Origin of the sequence: Alteromonas macleodii, from assembly GCF_903772925.1 — a bacterium.
Lineage (GTDB): Bacteria > Pseudomonadota > Gammaproteobacteria > Enterobacterales > Alteromonadaceae > Alteromonas > Alteromonas macleodii_A.
Window position 1 is genome coordinate 534,366 of record NZ_LR812090.1, and the last position, 17,689, is coordinate 552,054.

General features: G+C 41.4%; 34 protein-coding genes and 2 pseudogenes. 7 read left to right on the plus strand and 29 right to left on the minus strand.

Going from position 1 to position 17,689, the window contains the following annotated elements:
• Positions 1 to 9: 9 nt before the first annotated feature.
• Positions 10 to 1,266, minus strand: a complete 1,257-nt coding sequence (gene glyA, locus PCAR9_RS02345; RefSeq protein WP_179982241.1) for a serine hydroxymethyltransferase — start codon at positions 1,264 to 1,266, stop codon at positions 10 to 12.
• 233 nt (positions 1,267 to 1,499) lie between these two features.
• On the opposite strand from glyA, the gene PCAR9_RS02350 reads away from it, so the two are divergent.
• A complete protein-coding gene (locus PCAR9_RS02350) occupies positions 1,500 to 2,357 on the plus strand; it encodes a LysR family transcriptional regulator (protein ID WP_179982242.1) in 858 nt (285 codons plus the stop codon).
• A gap of 17 nt (positions 2,358 to 2,374) precedes the next feature.
• Here PCAR9_RS02350 and PCAR9_RS02355 read toward each other — a convergent pair whose 3' ends face one another.
• From PCAR9_RS02355 to PCAR9_RS02440, 18 genes and pseudogenes are all read right to left on the minus strand, one after another.
• Positions 2,375 to 2,704 carry a zinc ribbon domain-containing protein YjdM gene (locus PCAR9_RS02355; protein ID WP_118490383.1) on the minus strand — a complete coding sequence of 110 codons (330 nt, stop codon included), beginning with the start codon at positions 2,702 to 2,704 and terminating at the stop codon, positions 2,375 to 2,377.
• Positions 2,705 to 2,728: 24 nt separating this feature from the next.
• Positions 2,729 to 3,184, minus strand: coding sequence for a GNAT family N-acetyltransferase (locus PCAR9_RS02360; RefSeq protein WP_179982243.1), 456 nt, complete (start codon positions 3,182 to 3,184; stop codon positions 2,729 to 2,731).
• A 52-nt stretch (positions 3,185 to 3,236) separates the two neighbouring features.
• Entirely contained in the window at positions 3,237 to 3,665 is a 429-nt protein-coding gene (locus tag PCAR9_RS02365; RefSeq protein ID WP_179982244.1) for a GNAT family N-acetyltransferase, read from the minus strand.
• Between the two features lie 8 nt (positions 3,666 to 3,673).
• Complete coding sequence (locus tag PCAR9_RS02370) at positions 3,674 to 4,000, minus strand: antibiotic biosynthesis monooxygenase family protein (protein ID WP_179982245.1); 327 nt, start codon at positions 3,998 to 4,000, stop codon at positions 3,674 to 3,676.
• 18 nt (positions 4,001 to 4,018) lie between these two features.
• Positions 4,019 to 4,453 (minus strand): energy transducer TonB, encoded by a 435-nt coding sequence (locus PCAR9_RS02375; RefSeq protein WP_179982246.1) that lies wholly within the window; start codon positions 4,451 to 4,453, stop codon positions 4,019 to 4,021.
• A gap of 118 nt (positions 4,454 to 4,571) precedes the next feature.
• Positions 4,572 to 4,856 carry a hypothetical protein gene (locus PCAR9_RS02380; RefSeq protein WP_179982247.1) on the minus strand — a complete coding sequence of 95 codons (285 nt, stop codon included), beginning with the start codon at positions 4,854 to 4,856 and terminating at the stop codon, positions 4,572 to 4,574.
• Between the two features lie 82 nt (positions 4,857 to 4,938).
• On the minus strand, positions 4,939 to 5,235 hold the full coding sequence (locus tag PCAR9_RS02385; protein WP_179982248.1) for a hypothetical protein: 297 nt from the start codon (positions 5,233 to 5,235) through the stop codon (positions 4,939 to 4,941).
• Between the two features lie 177 nt (positions 5,236 to 5,412).
• Positions 5,413 to 5,862 carry a hypothetical protein gene (locus PCAR9_RS02390; RefSeq protein WP_179982249.1) on the minus strand — a complete coding sequence of 150 codons (450 nt, stop codon included), beginning with the start codon at positions 5,860 to 5,862 and terminating at the stop codon, positions 5,413 to 5,415.
• A 140-nt stretch (positions 5,863 to 6,002) separates the two neighbouring features.
• Positions 6,003 to 6,440: a hypothetical protein gene (locus tag PCAR9_RS02395; protein ID WP_179982250.1), complete on the minus strand. Its 438-nt coding sequence runs from the start codon at positions 6,438 to 6,440 to the stop codon at positions 6,003 to 6,005.
• A gap of 68 nt (positions 6,441 to 6,508) precedes the next feature.
• Positions 6,509 to 7,090, minus strand: coding sequence for a DUF6630 family protein (locus tag PCAR9_RS02400; protein ID WP_179982251.1), 582 nt, complete (start codon positions 7,088 to 7,090; stop codon positions 6,509 to 6,511).
• A gap of 120 nt (positions 7,091 to 7,210) precedes the next feature.
• Positions 7,211 to 7,672, minus strand: coding sequence for a DUF3291 domain-containing protein (locus PCAR9_RS02405; protein WP_179982252.1), 462 nt, complete (start codon positions 7,670 to 7,672; stop codon positions 7,211 to 7,213).
• A 264-nt stretch (positions 7,673 to 7,936) separates the two neighbouring features.
• Positions 7,937 to 8,425 (minus strand): zinc-ribbon domain containing protein, encoded by a 489-nt coding sequence (locus PCAR9_RS02410; RefSeq protein ID WP_179982253.1) that lies wholly within the window; start codon positions 8,423 to 8,425, stop codon positions 7,937 to 7,939.
• Between the two features lie 90 nt (positions 8,426 to 8,515).
• Positions 8,516 to 8,758, minus strand: coding sequence for a HigA family addiction module antitoxin (locus PCAR9_RS02415; RefSeq protein ID WP_332066659.1), 243 nt, complete (start codon positions 8,756 to 8,758; stop codon positions 8,516 to 8,518).
• 32 nt (positions 8,759 to 8,790) lie between these two features.
• A pseudogene (locus PCAR9_RS02420) lies at positions 8,791 to 8,904 on the minus strand (peptidase); the annotation flags it as partial.
• Between the two features lie 12 nt (positions 8,905 to 8,916).
• Positions 8,917 to 9,183 (minus strand): type II toxin-antitoxin system RelE family toxin, encoded by a 267-nt coding sequence (locus PCAR9_RS02425; protein ID WP_179985126.1) that lies wholly within the window; start codon positions 9,181 to 9,183, stop codon positions 8,917 to 8,919.
• Positions 9,167 to 9,400 (minus strand): RH3 domain-containing protein, encoded by a 234-nt coding sequence (locus PCAR9_RS02430; protein ID WP_179982254.1) that lies wholly within the window; start codon positions 9,398 to 9,400, stop codon positions 9,167 to 9,169. Before PCAR9_RS02430 ends, PCAR9_RS02425 begins: the two co-directional genes overlap by 17 nt.
• 142 nt (positions 9,401 to 9,542) lie before the next feature.
• Positions 9,543 to 10,106 carry a helix-turn-helix transcriptional regulator gene (locus tag PCAR9_RS02435; protein WP_179982255.1) on the minus strand — a complete coding sequence of 188 codons (564 nt, stop codon included), beginning with the start codon at positions 10,104 to 10,106 and terminating at the stop codon, positions 9,543 to 9,545.
• A 211-nt stretch (positions 10,107 to 10,317) separates the two neighbouring features.
• A complete protein-coding gene (locus PCAR9_RS02440; protein ID WP_179982256.1) occupies positions 10,318 to 10,665 on the minus strand; it encodes a DUF3024 domain-containing protein in 348 nt (115 codons plus the stop codon).
• Positions 10,666 to 10,741: 76 nt separating this feature from the next.
• Here PCAR9_RS02440 and PCAR9_RS02445 point away from each other — a divergent pair, with 76 nt between their 5' ends.
• From PCAR9_RS02445 to PCAR9_RS02460, 4 genes are all read left to right on the plus strand, one after another.
• Positions 10,742 to 11,134 carry a type II toxin-antitoxin system TacA family antitoxin gene (locus tag PCAR9_RS02445; protein WP_420000779.1) on the plus strand — a complete coding sequence of 131 codons (393 nt, stop codon included), beginning with the start codon at positions 10,742 to 10,744 and terminating at the stop codon, positions 11,132 to 11,134.
• The gene (locus tag PCAR9_RS02450) at positions 11,131 to 11,412 is read left to right on the plus strand and encodes a type II toxin-antitoxin system RelE/ParE family toxin (RefSeq protein WP_179982257.1); all 282 of its coding nucleotides are present in this window, start codon (positions 11,131 to 11,133) and stop codon (positions 11,410 to 11,412) included. Before PCAR9_RS02445 ends, PCAR9_RS02450 begins: the two co-directional genes overlap by 4 nt.
• 172 nt (positions 11,413 to 11,584) lie before the next feature.
• Positions 11,585 to 11,806, plus strand: coding sequence for a TA system antitoxin ParD family protein (locus tag PCAR9_RS02455; RefSeq protein WP_012518669.1), 222 nt, complete (start codon positions 11,585 to 11,587; stop codon positions 11,804 to 11,806).
• The gene (locus tag PCAR9_RS02460) at positions 11,799 to 12,089 is read left to right on the plus strand and encodes a type II toxin-antitoxin system RelE/ParE family toxin (RefSeq protein WP_179982258.1); all 291 of its coding nucleotides are present in this window, start codon (positions 11,799 to 11,801) and stop codon (positions 12,087 to 12,089) included. Before PCAR9_RS02455 ends, PCAR9_RS02460 begins: the two co-directional genes overlap by 8 nt.
• Before the next feature lie 118 nt (positions 12,090 to 12,207).
• On the opposite strand, the gene PCAR9_RS02465 is transcribed toward PCAR9_RS02460, so the two are convergent.
• The 7 genes and pseudogenes from PCAR9_RS02465 to PCAR9_RS02495 all read right to left on the minus strand — a co-directional run bounded on the left by PCAR9_RS02465 (position 12,208) and on the right by PCAR9_RS02495 (position 15,391).
• Complete coding sequence (locus tag PCAR9_RS02465; RefSeq protein ID WP_179982259.1) at positions 12,208 to 12,501, minus strand: HigA family addiction module antitoxin; 294 nt, start codon at positions 12,499 to 12,501, stop codon at positions 12,208 to 12,210.
• Positions 12,501 to 12,719: pseudogene (locus PCAR9_RS02470) on the minus strand (type II toxin-antitoxin system RelE/ParE family toxin); the annotation flags it as partial. The pseudogene PCAR9_RS02470 and the gene PCAR9_RS02465, both read right to left, overlap by 1 nt.
• Positions 12,677 to 12,961 carry a type II toxin-antitoxin system RelE/ParE family toxin gene (locus PCAR9_RS02475; RefSeq protein WP_179982260.1) on the minus strand — a complete coding sequence of 95 codons (285 nt, stop codon included), beginning with the start codon at positions 12,959 to 12,961 and terminating at the stop codon, positions 12,677 to 12,679. The pseudogene PCAR9_RS02470 and the gene PCAR9_RS02475, both read right to left, overlap by 43 nt.
• A 3-nt stretch (positions 12,962 to 12,964) precedes the next feature.
• Entirely contained in the window at positions 12,965 to 13,162 is a 198-nt protein-coding gene (locus PCAR9_RS02480) for an addiction module protein (RefSeq protein ID WP_232091273.1), read from the minus strand.
• A 27-nt stretch (positions 13,163 to 13,189) separates the two neighbouring features.
• Positions 13,190 to 13,822 (minus strand): DUF1349 domain-containing protein, encoded by a 633-nt coding sequence (locus tag PCAR9_RS02485; RefSeq protein ID WP_232091094.1) that lies wholly within the window; start codon positions 13,820 to 13,822, stop codon positions 13,190 to 13,192.
• A gap of 288 nt (positions 13,823 to 14,110) precedes the next feature.
• Positions 14,111 to 14,806, minus strand: coding sequence for an alpha/beta hydrolase (locus PCAR9_RS02490; RefSeq protein WP_232091095.1), 696 nt, complete (start codon positions 14,804 to 14,806; stop codon positions 14,111 to 14,113).
• A 111-nt stretch (positions 14,807 to 14,917) separates the two neighbouring features.
• Positions 14,918 to 15,391 carry a GNAT family N-acetyltransferase gene (locus PCAR9_RS02495; RefSeq protein ID WP_179982261.1) on the minus strand — a complete coding sequence of 158 codons (474 nt, stop codon included), beginning with the start codon at positions 15,389 to 15,391 and terminating at the stop codon, positions 14,918 to 14,920.
• 192 nt (positions 15,392 to 15,583) lie between these two features.
• Between PCAR9_RS02495 and PCAR9_RS02500 the strand changes: the two genes are divergently transcribed.
• Positions 15,584 to 15,826, plus strand: a complete 243-nt coding sequence (locus PCAR9_RS02500; protein WP_014978218.1) for a type II toxin-antitoxin system ParD family antitoxin — start codon at positions 15,584 to 15,586, stop codon at positions 15,824 to 15,826.
• A complete protein-coding gene (locus PCAR9_RS02505) occupies positions 15,823 to 16,125 on the plus strand; it encodes a type II toxin-antitoxin system RelE/ParE family toxin (RefSeq protein ID WP_069943669.1) in 303 nt (100 codons plus the stop codon). Before PCAR9_RS02500 ends, PCAR9_RS02505 begins: the two co-directional genes overlap by 4 nt.
• A 102-nt stretch (positions 16,126 to 16,227) precedes the next feature.
• Here PCAR9_RS02505 and PCAR9_RS02510 read toward each other — a convergent pair whose 3' ends face one another.
• From PCAR9_RS02510 to PCAR9_RS02520, 3 genes are all read right to left on the minus strand, one after another.
• Positions 16,228 to 16,635 carry a GNAT family N-acetyltransferase gene (locus tag PCAR9_RS02510; protein ID WP_179982262.1) on the minus strand — a complete coding sequence of 136 codons (408 nt, stop codon included), beginning with the start codon at positions 16,633 to 16,635 and terminating at the stop codon, positions 16,228 to 16,230.
• Between the two features lie 68 nt (positions 16,636 to 16,703).
• The gene (locus PCAR9_RS02515; RefSeq protein WP_179982263.1) at positions 16,704 to 17,003 is read right to left on the minus strand and encodes a hypothetical protein; all 300 of its coding nucleotides are present in this window, start codon (positions 17,001 to 17,003) and stop codon (positions 16,704 to 16,706) included.
• Positions 17,003 to 17,689 (minus strand): GNAT family N-acetyltransferase (locus PCAR9_RS02520; RefSeq protein ID WP_232091096.1); only part of this gene is annotated, 687 nt, incomplete at its 5' end. The genes PCAR9_RS02515 and PCAR9_RS02520, both read right to left, overlap by 1 nt.

Consider the following 17,689-nt stretch of genomic DNA (forward strand, 5'->3'; position numbering starts at 1 on the left):
CGTTAGGTTTTACTTAGTGTAAACAGGGCGAGCAGCAGTTAGCGTAGCAACCTTATCTTTAACTTGCTGAATAAGATTATTGTCTTCAGGTTCTGATAACACATCGCAAATCCAGTTAGCTAACTGGGCACAATCGTCTTCGCTAAAATTACGAGAAGTCACCGCTGGCGTACCTATCCGAATGCCACTTGTAACAAAGGGCGACTGTGGGTCGTTAGGCACAGTATTCTTATTAACAGTGATATTCACACTATTTAAAATAGCGTCTGCCTCTTTACCCGTCATCCCCTTACTAACCAGACTTAGCAAAAACATGTGGTTGTCAGTTCCGTTAGAGACCACATCAAATTTACGCCTCATAAATACGTCTGCCATCGCGCGTGCATTGGTAACCACTTGCTTTTGATACGCTTTAAATTCGGCTGTCATGGCTTCTTTAAACGCAACAGCTTTAGCGGCGATAACGTGCATGAGTGGACCACCCTGAATCCCCGGGAAAATAAGTGAGTTAAACTTCTTTTCAAGTTCAGGGTTTGATTTACACATAATGAGCCCGCCGCGAGGGCCACGTAGTGTTTTGTGGGTAGTGGTAGTAACCACGTGCGCGGCGTTAATTGGCGAGGGATAAACTCCCGCTGCGACAAGACCTGCTACGTGCGCCATATCTACCAGCAAATACGCGCCTACACTATCGGCAATCTCTCTAAACTTTTGCCAATCGACAACACGAGAATAAGCTGAAAACCCTGCCACGATCATCTTTGGGTTATGCTCTTTAGCTAAGGCTTCTACTTGGTCGTAGTCAATCTCACCGGTTTCGGTGTTGAGCCCATATTGAATGGCATTGTATAGCTTGCCTGAAAAATTAGGTTTTGCACCATGGGTTAGGTGACCTCCGTGATCAAGACTTAACCCGAGTATGGTATCGCCAGGGCTTAGCAGTGCCATGTAAACAGCAGTATTCGCTTGCGAACCAGAGTGGGGCTGAACATTAACATAATCAGCTTCAAACAGGACTTTGGCTCTGTCGATAGCAAGCTGTTCAACTTTATCCACGGCTTTACAGCCACCGTAATAGCGCTTACCCGGATAGCCTTCCGCATACTTATTCGTTAGCTGACTTCCCTGTGCCTGCATAACGGCTTTGCTGGTGTAGTTCTCTGATGCGATTAGCTCGATGTGATGTTCTTGGCGTTCGTCTTCTTGTGCAATAAATTGGGCGATATCTGGGTCTTGCTGAGTAAGGTTTTGGTTTAGCGTATTCATGCTTTCTCCTAATTGTCGTTGTTGTGTACTCGATACTAGAAGTGCAAAATGAATAAATAAAATTAATAAAAAATATGGCATTATAATTTTATTAAATGACTGCAGCTGTACTTTTGGCACGGCACGTTTGTGCTTTGTCTGTAGTGAAGCGGCTAATAGAGTGGGCCTTTAAACTTCGTTGGTGAAAGGTCAGTGTTTAATTGAAGCTATTAAAGAAGGTGTAAAGCAAAGTAATGAAGAACTTGTCCATAGATTTCCTACGTTCGTTCGTGCTTATCGCACAGACGGGAAGCTACACACAGTGCGCCGAGCAGCTGCAACGGACTCAACCTGCAATAAGTCTTCAAATTAAAAAACTAGAAGAAATGATTGGGGAGAAGCTATTTTCTCGCGACAAAAATCGTTTAGCGCTTACTGGCGCTGGTAGTCGCTTGTTGTCATATGGTGAGAAAATAGTAGCGCTTAATGACCAAGCTATGGCTGAGTTCGGTAAGCCTCAAGTGACCGGAAATATTAAGTTAGGCATCCCCAGTGAATTTAGTACCACGCTTATGCCTAAAATCATTCGGCGGTTCACACAAACTTACCCGGAAATATCGCTAGAGGTGCATTGCGCGCTAAGCAAAGATTTGTTGAGCGAACCGTTAAAAAGCCAGTTCGACTTAATTTTGTCATTACAGGAAACACCAAATCCACAGCAGGATGGCTTCATCATCTCAGATCAACTGGTATGGGTAGGCAGTCAGCGCTTTGTTAACAGTGTGCCTGCTAAGCTCCCTATTATTGCCGCCCCCTCACCGTGTATTTATCGCAAGCGTGCCACTAACCTTTTATCCGCAATAAAAAAGCCGTGGCAGGTGGTATACACCATTGCAGATTTAAACGGTATTCAAACTGCTATTAATGAAGGGCTAGGCATTACGGTACTGGCAAAAAGCTCAGTACCGTCAGGATTGCACATTTTATCTAATTCAGAAAACTTGCCCGAACTTGGACATGTAGGCGTTTGCTTAGTTAACCCTCAGAAAGTATCATCTAAAGCGATTAGCCTGCTGACCGAAACCATTACTAACGAGGTCGCTAATTTCTAAAGTGATATATTGTTTGTCTATGCTTTTTTAACAAACTGCGCGGTAAGCATCATTTCACCGGCACCATCTACTTTACAGTCTAGCTGGTGGTCTTTGGCATCTTTCACATGACGGATAACCGCTTTGGTACCAATTTTAAGTACAAGCGAGCTGCCTTTTACTTTCAAATCTTTTGCCAGCGTTATCTTGTCACCAGCAACTAACGGCGTACCGTTATAATCTTTTGCAGAGACTTCTTCTTCAACCTCGTTCGGGTTCCACTCATGACCACATTCGGGGCAAATAAGTAAAGACTGGTCTTCATATACATATTCAGACTGGCAATGCGGGCAAGGGGGTAGTGACATGTGGAATTCTCTTAAAATACTAAATTAAAGCGCTCGGGTCATAAAGTGACTGTTAGAGTCTAGTGAATAGCTACCAAAAGGGCCGCAGTCGACAAAACCGAACTTTTTATAAAGCGTTCTTGCAGCTAAAAAGTAGTCTTGCGTTCCTGTTTCTAAACTTACCGAACTAAACCCTTTCATTTTCGCATGTTCTAAGGCAAAAAGTAATAACTGAGAAGCCACGCCACACCCTCTATAGGGCTTTGCCGTTCTCATAGATTTTAGCTCTGCGCTTTGCGCATCAAGAGCTTTAATAGCAACACAACCCGCAAGCTGTTGCTGCTTCCAACCACTAAAAAAAGTAATGTTAGGCGCTTTTAGTGCATTAACATCTAGTGCGTGCACGCACTCTGGCGGCGACGTTGCATACATATCTGACAAATGCTCTTCTAAAAGCGCTAGTACATCTCCTCCCGTAAGATCATCAATTATAATCTTCATGTACTTTGTCCTTTATATGTATCGGGAATTGGCGACCATAAAAGCCTGTGGGTTAATTGTGTAAAGGTTTAACCATGTTATAAAAGCGATCGTCTTCACTACTTACAACAAAGCCCACTTTATTATAAAGCGAAATCGCTGGGCTAATTTTGAAAACCCGCAAAGTTAGCGAGTTAACCTTGGCCGCTAGAGCAAGCTTTTCTGCTTCTTTAATAGCTGCACTACCTATGCCCCTATTTTGCGCACTTGGTATAACTTGAAGATCGCGTAAAACACAGTTGTTATCTTCAAACTGTAGGCGCATAACACCCACTGTTTGGTTGTCTAATTGAATGTCGTAGTTAACTAGCTCAGCCGTAACCTCTAGCACTTTTTCAGCGTTCCAGTCGGGAGCGAATTTAGCGTAATAATCTTGCATGTTCGCAAAGGTAAACTCGGCTGCTCGCTGAAGGTTTGTAGTTTTAAAGAAAGTAATCTCCATGGTTATAACTACACCTCAAATTCCCGACGATGCAGGTAGTCAATTTCAACTTCCATTTCATGTAACGTACGAGTGGACTTTAGATTGAGACTGTCACGCATATTCTGACGGTGAAGTTCGTACTCGGCGCTCATTTCAATATCAGCTGCCTTTCGGTAAGTTTCCTCGCTAGGCCACTGAGCATAAGCTATGTATGCTCCACTTTTATCTCGGTGTAATCTGGAGCCAAGACTTCCTTTGAATAGGTAAATGCCTTGCGTAGCCTTTGGCCATGACGCTAGGAATTGCTCTTCAAATCCCTCTTTTACGACAAACTCAAACATGACGATAAACATCGGTATATCCTCCAACCGCTATTCGCAAGCCATTGCGGCTTGTTGCTTACACTTTGAAATAGATTCTGCCTCTGTATTACCACCCATGCAGAAATCTAACCTCAATAGCTTTTCTTCGCGTTTAGGGGTTTTGCTCTTAACCAATGTCCACTCCCAATCTTGAATAACTTTGGTTGCCGGCTTAGAAATAACCTTTTTAGGTACTGAACTTATAAGCTCAATGCTTTCGGTCAAACCACTTTCGTCCACTATTACTTTAAATACTCCGCAGCCAACAATGCCTTTTTTTGCTAATTCAACGGGGTAGCGTGGCATAAATTGTTTTTCTCTCAACCAGGTGGTTTCAGCAATTGTTGGCTTTAGATGTGTCAACTCCACAGAAGCATAATTAACTGCTGCGAGTGTGCCATTAGATAAAAAATAGATGACGAAGAGTAAATTCTTATAGTTCATACAACCTTCCTTAGTGGGTTCAAAAAACATTAGCATAAAAGCTCAAATACGGCTTCTATGGACGGAGCGATGGGACGAAGTCTAATGTAGCGTGTCAGTTTACGAAGAAACTATTTTGTTAGGTGCTTGCATTTTCAGACCCACAGACAAATGTTTCTTGACCCAGATGGTAGACATTATTAATAGCTACGTATGTGCCGGAAACAACACCTGATATGGGGAGTAGTACAAGGCCACTAATTGAATAAAAGGTATTGGTATCCTTAAATCCATTAATAACTTTTAGGGTTTTGCGATCCGATGATATCTCACACTTGTTCACTTTAGCCGTATCGGTTTCTGGAACGACTACACAAGCACTTAGCAAAGACACACTTAGAATTAAAAACGGGACTAATTTCATAAAATAATTCCTTTTATCTTTCGTCACACAGATTAGCACATATTTTCGCCTAGCCTACAAAGAGGGCGAACTAAGTTTTTTGTTATACGTGCATCATTGAGCCAACACATAAAAGTATAAAAGCGCAAAGAAAATATTTACTACTAACTGGGTTGACGCTTACATTTTGTTTGAACCAAGCCTTCACTGGCATGGTTAACATGTACGGCGATGACAACAATCCGCCTAATAAACATAAGACGCCCAATGTCATGGTGATAGAACCGAAGTTCAGTGTCTTAGTGTTTTGGTAAGCGACTGATTCTATAAGAATCACGGCTGCCATAGCTACTTTGATTAAAATTGCAGCCCTTTGGGCTTTAATTGCTTCGTATTCCATTGCGAATAAATCCTAATAGTACTTATAACATCCACTAAGGGGCAGTAATGTATAGATTGAAGATCAATTAACCATCTAACATAGTGCGATGAATTGAGATTATAGGATCTTCCATATACAGCTTATGCCCCGCCAGTATATTTCCCCTCTAGCGAAACGAGTGTGTTAATTAGCTCTTTAAGCATGTTCACCCATAACTTTCAGTTGCGATATGTCCATTACCCTCACATGCGTTTGGTAATAGTATTTACCAGTAGGTTTACCATCTGATAGCAATGCAATCTTAACCCGCTGAGCAATACCATTAACTACTATTGCTTTATTTATAAAGTATTCCTGTGGTGGCATTCCATATCTAGCAGATAACTGTGCAATTACTTTCGGATGTAGAGTGACGGTTATAGCTCTCTGATCACGATAGTCTTTTTCAGTATTCAAATATACATATTGCCCTTGGCTACCAGTGGCTACTATTTGAAGTGAGTATTGCCCAGGAACACCTTTGGGCGCTGAATCTGCAGCAGCCTTTATTATTGCCATTGTGTCTGAGAATGTAGACTCAGTGTGTAAAGTTGTGGAAGTGCAACCAGCGAGTAAAAAGATAAACGTCAAAACAACAATTTTCATAATTTATTTCCTTATAGCACCATACTAAAGGGTGATAGCATGTGGGCTAAAATAGGTAACGAAATGAGTAACCCATGAGTAAGCGTCCCAGCGAACGAAGTGAGTAACTTAATTTTCTTTGTTAGGTGCCAGCACACTTTCTACTGCCGCCATAACTTTATTGTGCCTAATAAATAAAACGTACCATAAATACAGCATATAGTTGAGCTGACTAACCAAAAGGTTATTGAATTTTGGTGCACCACAGGGTCTGAAGTTAGAAAGGGACCAACTAAACCTGCGATACCACGCAACAAATAGATGGCAGTAATTAAAGCTAAACAGGTTTTTAGTAGTGGTAATTTGATGATGATACCTGCACCAGAAAATGCATATAAGCCCCAGCCAGTAAGAATTGAAGCAATTACCAAAGTTGCAATTGTGGGGTAAGGGTCGCCCTGAGCTGCGAGTTGAGCCATGCGTTGACCAGCACCAAAAAAGAGATACCAATCAGGACCACCGAAAATACAACTGATATGAAGTAGTGCGGCTAAGAAGCTTAAAATACCAGCGATTAATAGTTGGTTATTCTTGTGCATTCAAATTCCTTTTGGCACATAACATCGCCCGCAAAGGCGAGCACGTAGTACGATTTTACTTGGCTTTGTTACATGTTTTCAAAAAATAACCTTATGTCTGCTTGCTTGGCCAACAATGAAATATTACTACGTTGATCCAGCGGGCAAACGAAAAGCACTAAAACATCACTACTATCGTCTATTGCTAAAATAGCCAAATTTGCGGCACGAGCGCAAGTAAAAATATCGGGGCTATGCTCTACGCTACCAGCACCACCTACAAGTGAGCCAAATCCAAACTCAGTTTGTGCGTAGAAGTTTTTTAAGTCCTCATAGTGGGTACTTTTTTCTAGAAGGCCTTCGGATCGAAGATTCAATTTATCTAAGACTGATAACGGTTCTTCACGGCCATTGGCAACTGCCAACAGATTCGACTCATAAAGAGCACGGACTAGAACAAAGGTGGTTGAAATATCTGTGGGCGATTCTATAAAACAGTCGTCTTTTAAATCTTCATCAAGTGCCTCAAAATATCTGTTCGGCGAAGACTCAAAAAGCCGAACTTTTCTCATCACCTCTGGGTTGTTCCGAGAAACGAGTTTCGACAAAGCCACTAAAGGCTGCTGATCCGATTTAGGGCCTCGTAACAATTTTTTTAAAAGCTCCCTCATCTGGTGTACCTCCTTGAGATGTAACTTTTAAATAAGGGGCGCAGACGCGTGGGGCATAATGGCGAAGCAGCCCCGCGAGTATGCGTTTCAGCGAACGCAGTGAGTGAGTTGATTGGGGGGTTAGGCGTTTGAAGTATGCGCCGATTCGAGCTTGGCATAGTTACCTTTAAAGCTAAATGCTTCCTGAGTTTCTCCATTTTGCCTAAGGTGCTCCAATTTGGCCATGGCTTCTTGTACGGTTGGTATATGGCCTTCTGGAATCCACCACAACACATAAGATGCTTCGCCAAGCGGAATAAACCATTCTTTTTTGCGCTTAAGAAAATCGATGTGATGCGTTTTAAACATGAAGTTTTTAAGCGACTCTACGCTTTCCCAGACCGACATATTTACGATGATATCTGGGTTGTTTTCTACTTCTATACTAGTGGCATCGCCTGTTTCATCTTTTAAGCGCCAAATAAAACCCGGACTCTTTTCTGCAATAGCATTAATAGGCTCTAAATTATTAACAAAGTCCGACATTTCCGGTGACTCTAGATCAAATCTTACTTTTGCAATATTAAGTTGAGCGAGGTGCATTTAGTCTCCTTAACGCATAACGATTTATTATGTCTCACTAGCAAAAAACTTCCTTGAACAGACTTAGAGTCGCACTAATCATTTAAGATGGCTACTACAAAGTGCTTTATAGCAAGCCCCGCATCTATTTCACACTATGTCATAGTTCTGTTTTTTTCCTCATACAAAATTAGGGGAAAGATAGAGGTTGTTTCCTCAATGCTGTCTGATACCAGCCATACAGAATAAGAAATCTGACCTTCAAAATTTTTCTGAGACATAACGCTAAGCGTCTTGTTTACTGCCCGTGTCAATTCGAAGCAGCTTTTCATCTTTTATGTACCCTAATTGGAATAGTTCCATTGCAATTTGTTTAAGCTGTTTATTTTGCTTGGTGGTTCTGTTTTCCGTCTCTACAAGTAATTGATAGCGTTTTTGTAAGCTTTTGGTATTTCTTGAGTGCCTTCGGCAATCTGGGCATCGGTTGCAATGCGCATCTACATAAAAGCCCAACTGTTCAAACCAAAACATTTGCTCCTTGGCGAAAAAGATGAACGCTCTTTTACAAATGTTGCATGTTTCCTCAATATCTACGTAGATTTTACGCGGGTACAAACCGTAATTTTGCTTTGATATATCAGCTTTTATAGCGGTTTCTTTGAAGATCTTAAGCGATGAGTAGCTCCAGTGAGCAGATAAAATATCTTCTTCAGAGTAGTTTTCGCCTGATGGGATAGGCTTATTTCCATATCTGGGGTGTTTTACATAATTCATTTGGATGAAAATAACCTCTGGCGGAGCCGCCCCGCATGTATGCGTCGCAGCGTGCCCGCGAGCGGCTTAATGTGATTGTTATACGCGCCTTTATACCGCCGCCAGATTATAGGGGGTAGACATGTAAAGAACTTTGATATTGCCGCGTTTGCCATAAATCAAAAGCATTTTGCAAACGTAGCCAAAGGCCAGCTCCAAACGAAGAGCCATCTCTGGGGTGATAGCTCCTTTGCCATTAAGAACTTTTGACAGTGTTTTGCGGCTAACATCTAAATGCTGAGCTACGTCAGTGATAGTGAGTTCTAGAGCTTCAATAACAAGTTCTTTGAGTATCTAACCGGAATGTGCTGGGTTATGCTTATTCATTAGTGATAACTCTCGTAGTTAACGATTTCGACATCTCGTCCGACAAAGCGATATGTAACTTTCCAGTTACCACTCACTCTGACAGACCAAATATCATTTCTGTTACCTTTGAGTTTATTGAGTTGTTAGGTACGTTTATAAACATCGGATCGATGCCCAATTTTTATCACCTGTACTACAAGCTCGGTTTCTCGGATTTCATAAATAATTCTATAAAAACCTTGCCGGATACGATACAAGTCGAGTTCACTAAGCTTAGTTGCCCTATCCCTTCGCGGGTTTTCAGCCAATAAGTCGATTTTGGCGAGGATCTTTTTAACGTCCGACTTGGGAATTGCCCTAAAATCTTTGGCTACTGATTTCTTGAAAGTGACGCTATAATTTTCCGTCAGCTTCCAAACTGTTTAGCAAGTCCTCATAGGAAATTTCGGGCTCTTCGGCCCTTTGTCTTACCGCAGCCAAATCTTCTTGATCCTCTTTCATAAGGAGTTTTACTGCTTCATCAATCAGTTCTGATATTGAGGTGTCTGATGATGCTGCCCGCAGTTTCAAAGCATTATGAATTGCTGGTTCGAAGTAAACGGTTGATCGTTTTGATAAAGTACTCATGAATAAGTCTCCATTTAAGTAACATTAAAACATTATAGCGTTAAAGTGTCAGTGGGGCTAATTTTTGCTCAAGAGTACCTAACTTTTAAATGCGTCCCAGCGAACGTAGTGAGTATGTTGATTGAGTTGTTAGCTGCAATCACTATTCTGTCGCGTTGCTTGCTTGCACTTCTGCTGCTCTAACCTCTAATCCGTTATCTACTCTCGTAATTCGAGCGTCCGAAACTAAAAATGATGATCCACCCGTAGTGATTTTGAGTTGATAGCCCTTGCTCGAGTGATTTTCAATCGATGAAATCTCAAATGGAACTGTAGAGGGAATAACCATAATTACATTGCCCAAGAACGTGGTATCTCTTTTATCCTGAGAGACAATCATTTTTTCCGCTTGAACTTCCATACCTGGTGAAGCAGTGGTTGTTGATGTAAGAAAAATACTCGTGGCTAAACTAAAAAGTAGAGCAAAAGAGGTTATTGTTTTCTTTAGCACCTTGTTTGGTTGTGGGGATCTGAGAATTAGACTGTTAAAGTCAGTTTCAAAAGCTGATGCTAGAGATTTCAGCGTTTCTATAGATGTGTTTCCTTCGTTCTCTACCCTCTGAATAGTGCGTAGACTTACACCTGAAACAAGGGAAAGATGCTGCTGACTCCACCCTTTCTCTTTTCTGAGTTTAACGATTAATTTTGAGTTTATTTTCATTTCCATATTACTATTCCTTTGTTTAACAAAGCTCTATCGTAAGGGAATAGTCCTCATTTTTGTTACGACAAACACACGCCAGTGCGACGTCAGTAGTACGCCAAGCAGCTAACTTTTAAATAAGGGGCGCAGGCATGTGGGGCTTAATGGCGAACCCGTCCTGCATGTTTGCGACCCAGCCCGCGCAGCGGGCGAGCTTGATTTTTTGTTATGTTACTTACCCAAAAAAACAAGCATATTCATCATGATCTATAATGGCAAAGACTTGCTCAATAGTTTTTACATACATATTCGGCTCATAGCCATGCCATTTTAGATCTTGTCGCATCCAGAAAATTTTCCATTTACCTTGAGTACGGATAAAAGTTGCTTTGGCCATATCTAAGTCATGATATTCATTTGGGCTGTTCCAAATAGGACGTGTTTCATAGATATAAACTGATTGTTTCTCCAGCCGCCAACCAATATCTAACTCATTTCTAATATGCACTGGTGGCCTACGCTTATTTAAAAACGCGTTGGCAGCTTTTTCTATCTTCTTTATTTCGAATTCACTTAAGGCCATAAACGTTTAATTTTCCATCTGTCACATAACACCCGCATAACGGGCTAGAATACCAAGCGAAGGGAAGGGAGCCTACGTGTTTTTGTCCCAAGAAGCGCCAGCGACCGAGTTAATGCGTTTGTTAGTTGCCGTAAATTCAATAGGCGTGCTAACATCTGTGTGTACATTTCATAAGGAGTTTACCATGGATACCCGTATTCAGTTTAGAGTAGATGAAGAAACTAAACGGCTAGCTCAGATAATGGCCGAAAGCCAAGGACGCACTCTAAGTGACGCTTGTAGAGAGCTTACGGAAGAACTCGCTGAACAGCAACGAAAAATAATTACTCATGATCGGTGGCTTACTGAAGAGGTTAATGCTGCGTTCAGTAAATTAGAGAGTGGGAAAAGTAAGTTTGTCAGTCATGAAGAAGCGAACTTGGACATGGAAGCTCGAAAAATGAAAATTAGGAATAAAGCCAAAAAATGATCTTATGGGAAAAAAGTTCGTTGGACGACCGTGAGGCTATTTTCGAGTTTTTATACGAATTTAACCCATTAGCAGCAGAAAAAACTGACGCATTAATTGAGAAGAAAGTTGAAAAGTTGAGCCAGCAACCTCTTATGGGAGTGGAGAGAGAGGGTATACCGGGAAGACTGTTAATAACTCCAGAGGTTTCAATGATCGTTTCATATTTCATAAAAGACGACATTATTCACATTCTTCGAGTTTTACACCAGAAGCAAAAATTTCCTGTAGGCAACTAACTCCCGCATAACGGGCAAAAATACGTAGGCTAGAATACCAAGCTAAGCGCAGGGAGCCTACGTGTTTTTGTCCCTAGCGAGCGCAGCGAGTGTTAATGCGCTTGTTATGCGCAATTTGCCACAATTGTAGCGCATTGCTACAATTTGTTTATGAACTGACTGGAGATATATTATGGCAACCGCGAGCGTAAGACTAGACCAAGATCTAGTTGAGAAAGCTACCATTATGGGCAAAGCACTAAATCGAACTATGCCAAAACAGATTGAGCATTGGGCAAAAATAGGTGAAATGATGGAAGATAATCCTGATTTACCATACGAATTCGTGAAACAGGCAATTATTTCCAAAGCGGAAAAAGAGGCAGGAAAATTGGAGCCTTACGATTTTGGCTAAGATTACGAGTGTTTTACAGACAGCCAATTTTAAAAGAGCAGTAAAGAAGTTACATAAGAATCAGAAAAAAGACTTGGATAAAGCTGTAAAGGAACTGATGGACGATCCTCTTTTAGGAGAACAGAAAAAAGGCGAGCTAGCTTTTCTTCGCGTGTACAAGTTCAAGATGGTTAAGCAGTTAACCTTACTAGGTTACAGCTACGAGGATGGCACTATGATACTTGAATTAATAGCTCTTGGTTCTCATGAAAACTTTTACCGCGATGTTAAAAAGTTATTCTGACCGGATGCGTATAACACCCACATAAGGGGCAGTAATACGTGGGCTAAAATTAGGAACGAAGTGACACAGCCGCCATATTTGTGTCCCAGCGAGCGGAGCGAGTGACTTAATTTTTTTGTTAGGCGGCATGCAGATCTATTGGCTGTACGTTATCCAAGTTGATGTTTTGCTTTGCCTGCCAGAGTTCATAGTTGTCTTGCATACTAAGCCAACTTTCAGGGCTGCGCCCTAATACCTTTGATAGCCTTAATGCCATTTCTGGCGTTACTGCACTTTTCCCCTTAACGACGCGATTGAGTGTAGAAGCGGCAACACCAAGATGTGTCGAAAGTGTCCGGCAACTTATGCCGTGTGGCTCCATGTAAATGGACTCAATAAATTCACCGGGATGTGGTGGGTTATGCATATTCATTAGTGATAATCCTCGTAATTTAAGATGTAAGCATTACCATCCGTGAACTCGAAAGTTACTCTCCAATTACCGTTAACTGATATCGACCAAATATTTGACCTTTCTCCTTTAAGTTGGTGAAGAGAAAATCCGGGCAAATTAATGTCATCGATATCTTGTGCGGTATGGATAGCAGCTAACTGCATGCGAAGTTTTTTCGCATGCATAATCTGTATACCACACTAATTTCCCTGTTTTCGATAATTTTATAAATAATAGAGTATGGGAACCTGCTTAAGACAAAGCGTCGATGAGTTTGCCCCATTTGTGTCCATGCCGATGGCAAAGAGCTAACTGAATCGATGGCTTCCTTGAGTTCTTGAGTAAATTCGTGACCCAACCCCAATGACTGTTCTTGATACCAATCAAACGACTCTTTTATTTCCCTTTTAACCTCTGGGTGAAAGGAAACAGGCAGCATCTTTTAATTAAGATCCTTTTCTATCTCGTCCCAATTAATGCTTTTTACCGCACCAGACTCCAGCTCTGCGCTGCAAGATTCTGCAAGTTTTAACCACTCGGACTCCACATCGCTATCAATCTTGGTATCCATAGCCGTTAAAAGACAGTGGGCAGCAAGTGCTTTCTCTTTAGTACTGAGTTGCTCGATATTTTCAAGCATCACTCTTAAATGCTTTGTTATGCTAATTTAGACCGCATGAGCAAGCCACGTGCAAGGCTCTAAGCTCATATCGGTAAAAAAAGCTGTGAACGACGAATCTAATGGGCTGCACGCATATACACCAAAATTTACTACCGAGTTTGCTGGCATTGGTGGGTTGCATTTACCCATTTCAGCCGTTGTTTCGCCAAGCTTATGTAGATGGAAAATACGCATTTGCTTAAAAGTAACACCGTCCAAGGATGATTCAATTAAGAAGTCCGGCCCTCTTCGACTTAACCGATACCAAATTTCATTTGGAAGCGGAATATCTGAAGTTGCCCAATCTGAGTAACCTAGGTTGGTTACAACACTACCCAATCGTGAAAACTCACTATTTTCGTACTCAATAGAAGCTTTAAACCAGTTTTCATTATCTAGGTAGATAATTAATCCACATTGATCAAATTGAGCTTGATAATCGAAGCTTACTTTAGTTGTAAATGTGAAATTTTCACCAGATTCAATTTGTAATGCTGGCGCATTATCATTACGGAAACCGTAGTATGAACGTTGCCAAAAATCAGTACTTGGCTCGGTTGTGATTGAGACTGATTTTTCACTCACTTCACTGACTTTCGGCTCAAATATCCACTTACCAACTGTAAAATCTACCATCATTACTCTCTTATTAATTGCACTGAACTTACTGGATTCACATAACGCTAAGCTAACGGGCAGTGACGTGGCGGCATAATCGCGAAGCGCCGCCGCGTTACTGTCCCAGTGAACGGAGTAAACGAGTTTAGCGCTTTGTTATACACATCACTTCTCGGTGGTTGGTAAGAGAACCTTTAAACCTTCATACCATGCCAAGAATGCAACCGTTCCATGAGTTTCGTTTTCGAAATATTGCTGCTTACCTATTTTCTGAACATCTTTGATGATAGAAGACGCGAAGGACGTTCCTCACTTATAGTTTGTGAGTCCAATTTCTCCAATGTGAGAATTATTCGCAAAGGCAAAATACACATTGAAACCATAGTCCTGAGGCTTGTTCATATTACTATATGTGCGATTTAGATAATTATCATCCCAGAGCGCCGTTGGGTCTATGATTAGATAATCTGTAAACAACGAGGAATAATTAAGAAGCGTGTTTGCGGCGAACAAACCGCCAAAAGATTCGCCTACCAACACTCGCTTGCCAGAAGTCCTATATATTTGCTCAATTTGTGGGATTAGCTCTGTTTCCAGAAACTCTTGAAATTGTGAAGCGTTTCCCGTCTCTGAAAATGTATCCAAGACACGATCTTTGAACACCCATTCTTTTAGCTTTGATGGGGTTAAATCTCTTGGTCTATTTGTATTTGGGACCGCAATAACAATCGCTTCTTGTACCTGATTTCCCAAAGTGTCAGTGCTTAATGATTCCAATACACCCACGAAACCTTTAAACCGATGCACATCTCCGTCTAATAGGTAAATGACCGGGTACACTTCTGAAACAGCGTCGTAAGACGGTGGGAGATAGACCATATAAGGCCTTTCTTCTTCCATGACATTCGATGTTAATGAAGTTGAAATCCCTAACTTGATTACTTCTGAAGCAAGAGTATTTGCAGTGAACATACAAGCCATAATCACTGACACTAATTTATTCATACTAACTTCCTTGATGTGTATAATGCCCCAAGAAGGGGCAATAACACGTAGGCTATAATAGGGAACGAAGTGACGGAAGCCTACGTGTTAGTGTCCCGCTTACTTGGTTTGTTATGCGCTAAGTTCCAAGCTAAAAAAGGGACGTTCACCTTCGTATCTATCAATATTTGCCCCAATGCGAATGTAGAAGTCTATTCCACGCTTATTGTTTGGGCTAGCTGTCCACGCAATATGTGACGCATTAATTAGGTTTGCTTCTAGCTGTAGTGCTTTCATTAATTCTTGTCCAACGCCTTTTGAACGATTGGACGAAATAACTAATAAGTCGTCAAGCCAGATAGAAGGCTGACCTTTAAATGACGAGTACCTGAAATGATAAAGAGCAAATCCAATTACTCTATTATTGCTCTCTGCTAACAACACAGCAGCAAATGGAGTAGATGAAGTGATAGTGTTTTTTATAGCTGTAACGTCAGTACTAATTTCACCATCAAAACCTTTCATGCTTCTATCGAATTCAGCTTTCTGTTGTATTAGCGCAAGAATAATCTCCTCGTCGCCAGGTTTTCCTTTCCGAATAATCATAAATTCTCAAATTGACGCATAACGCTAAGCTTTGGGGCGCTAGCACGTGGGCTAAAATCCGAGCGAAGCGGCAGAGCCCATGTGTTACTGTCCCAGCGAGCCTGCGAGCGGCTTAATGTGATTGTTATGCGCTATTGACTTACAACGCGCAAGTACCATAATTAGGTATATATTGGTACTTGGAGAAATCAGATGGCTAAAAACACCAGCATTACCCTTGGAGACCATTTTGATGGCTTTATTGCTAGCCAAATTCAAACTGGTCGGTATGGTTCAGCAAGTGAGGTGATTCGTTCAGCTCTTCGCTTACTAGAAACACAGGAAACCAAATTAAACACTCTGCGTCAATTACTTGTAGCAGGTGAAGAAAGCGGTGAAGCTGAATACGACCTTGAGCATCTGATATCAGAACTAGACGGTGAATTAAAAGAGTGAAACCGTTTAAATTAACCGTACTAGCAAAATCAGATCTAAAAGATATCGCATTGTTTACGCAACGGAAATGGGGCCGAGAACAGCGTAATGTATATCTTAAACAATTCGACGATTCATTTTGGATGTTGTCTGAAAATCCTGACATTGGTAAAAGCTGCGACGAAATAAGAGATGGATACAGAAAATTTCCTCAAGGTAGCCATGTGATTTTCTACAAACAAACGGGCAGTCAGGAAATTCTGATCATAAGAATCCTTCATAAAAGTATGGATGTAAATCCTGTACGCTTTGGCGCATAACTTCCACATAAGGGGCAGTAACACATGGGCTAAAATAGAAACGAAGTGACGCAGCCTATGTGTTAGCGTCCTAGCGAGCTTGCGAGCGATTTAATGCGTTTGTTATAAGCCGCCCCGCTCCCAAGCTAAAATTGATTTCGCTACTGGTTTAAAACCCGCCCGACGACAAAACTGCGAAGCTGAGTCTGTACTTAAAGTGAACTTGTTTACTGCAGACAACTCTGGCGCATCAAGTAATGCCGTTAACAATGAACTACCAATTCCCGTATTCCGCAGACCATCTGAGGTAAAGAAGTCCATGATGTATGCATGAGTACAATAGTCTGTTACTACCCTTGCAAATGCAACCTGACGTCCCTTTGAATAGGCTGCAATACAAAACGAGTTTTGGATAGTGTTAACCACTGTTTCTAAGGAACGGCCTTTCGCCCAATACGACTCTTGAGACAAGAAACGATGAATTAACTCAACATCGAGCTTCGTTTTATCAGATAAGATTTCAATTTCCATAACTCAGCTCTGGTAAGGCTTATAACATTAAGCTAAGCGGCGCAGTTGCGTGCGACATAATTTTTTTGTTATGCCTTAACTGTTGAAGTAGAAACGTCAGTTGTTTTAACTAGTGCAATACGATAACCGTTGAAGCTTTTCGCTAGGACCCGTTTTAGTGCAAAGATTGCAAAAAACACACCGATAAGCCCACCTGTCAACTGTGTAATAAAGGCCATAGTTGTTGCATCTATATTTGTCGCCTGACCTGAAATACCGACTATGAAGCCAAACAGGAAAGCAACCGGCAATGTATACGCCATAGAGCGCCAAAACCAACTCCACCATATCCTTAATGCTTTGGTCCATGTAACTGTTAATTCTTCCATTATTTTCTCCTTGTTAAACTCGATGGGGCATAACTTTCCAATAACGGGCGCAGACATGTGGGGCATAATGGCGTAGCCGCCCCGCGTGTATGCGTCCCAGCGAACGCAGTGAGTGTGTTGATTGGGTTGTTATGCATTAGTTTTAATGTAAAAAAAAAAGCGTCGATCATTTTGCCAGACTTTTCTACCCTACATTTTTTGTTAACCTTAAATCCGCATTTTTCGAGAACTCGCAGTGAACCAATGTTTTCTGCTGCTACTTTTGCAGCAACTTTCGGAGTGGTTGGGAATATTGTACTGTCTAGTAAACTAGACACTGCAGTGGTCGCGATTCCTTTACCCCAAAAAGATTTGCCTATCCAATAGCCCACTTCGGTAGTCAGTGAATCTAAATGCCAATATGAAATGCAACCAACTAGTTTGTTTTCTATTTCTATGGCGAGTGGTTTTCGAAGAGAATTTTCTTGTTTTTTTAGCCAAGAAATCGCGTCGTTTTCTGTGTATGGAAAAGGAATGTGAGAGGTCCACTTTGAAACATCAGCATCGTTCAACAATGCGACTATATTTGATGAATCTTCCAAATTAAACTCTCTAAACATACCTTTAAATCCTATAAAGATGCATAACATTAAGCTAAGGGGCGCAGGTACGTGGGGCATAATGGCGAAGCCGCCCCGCGTAAATGC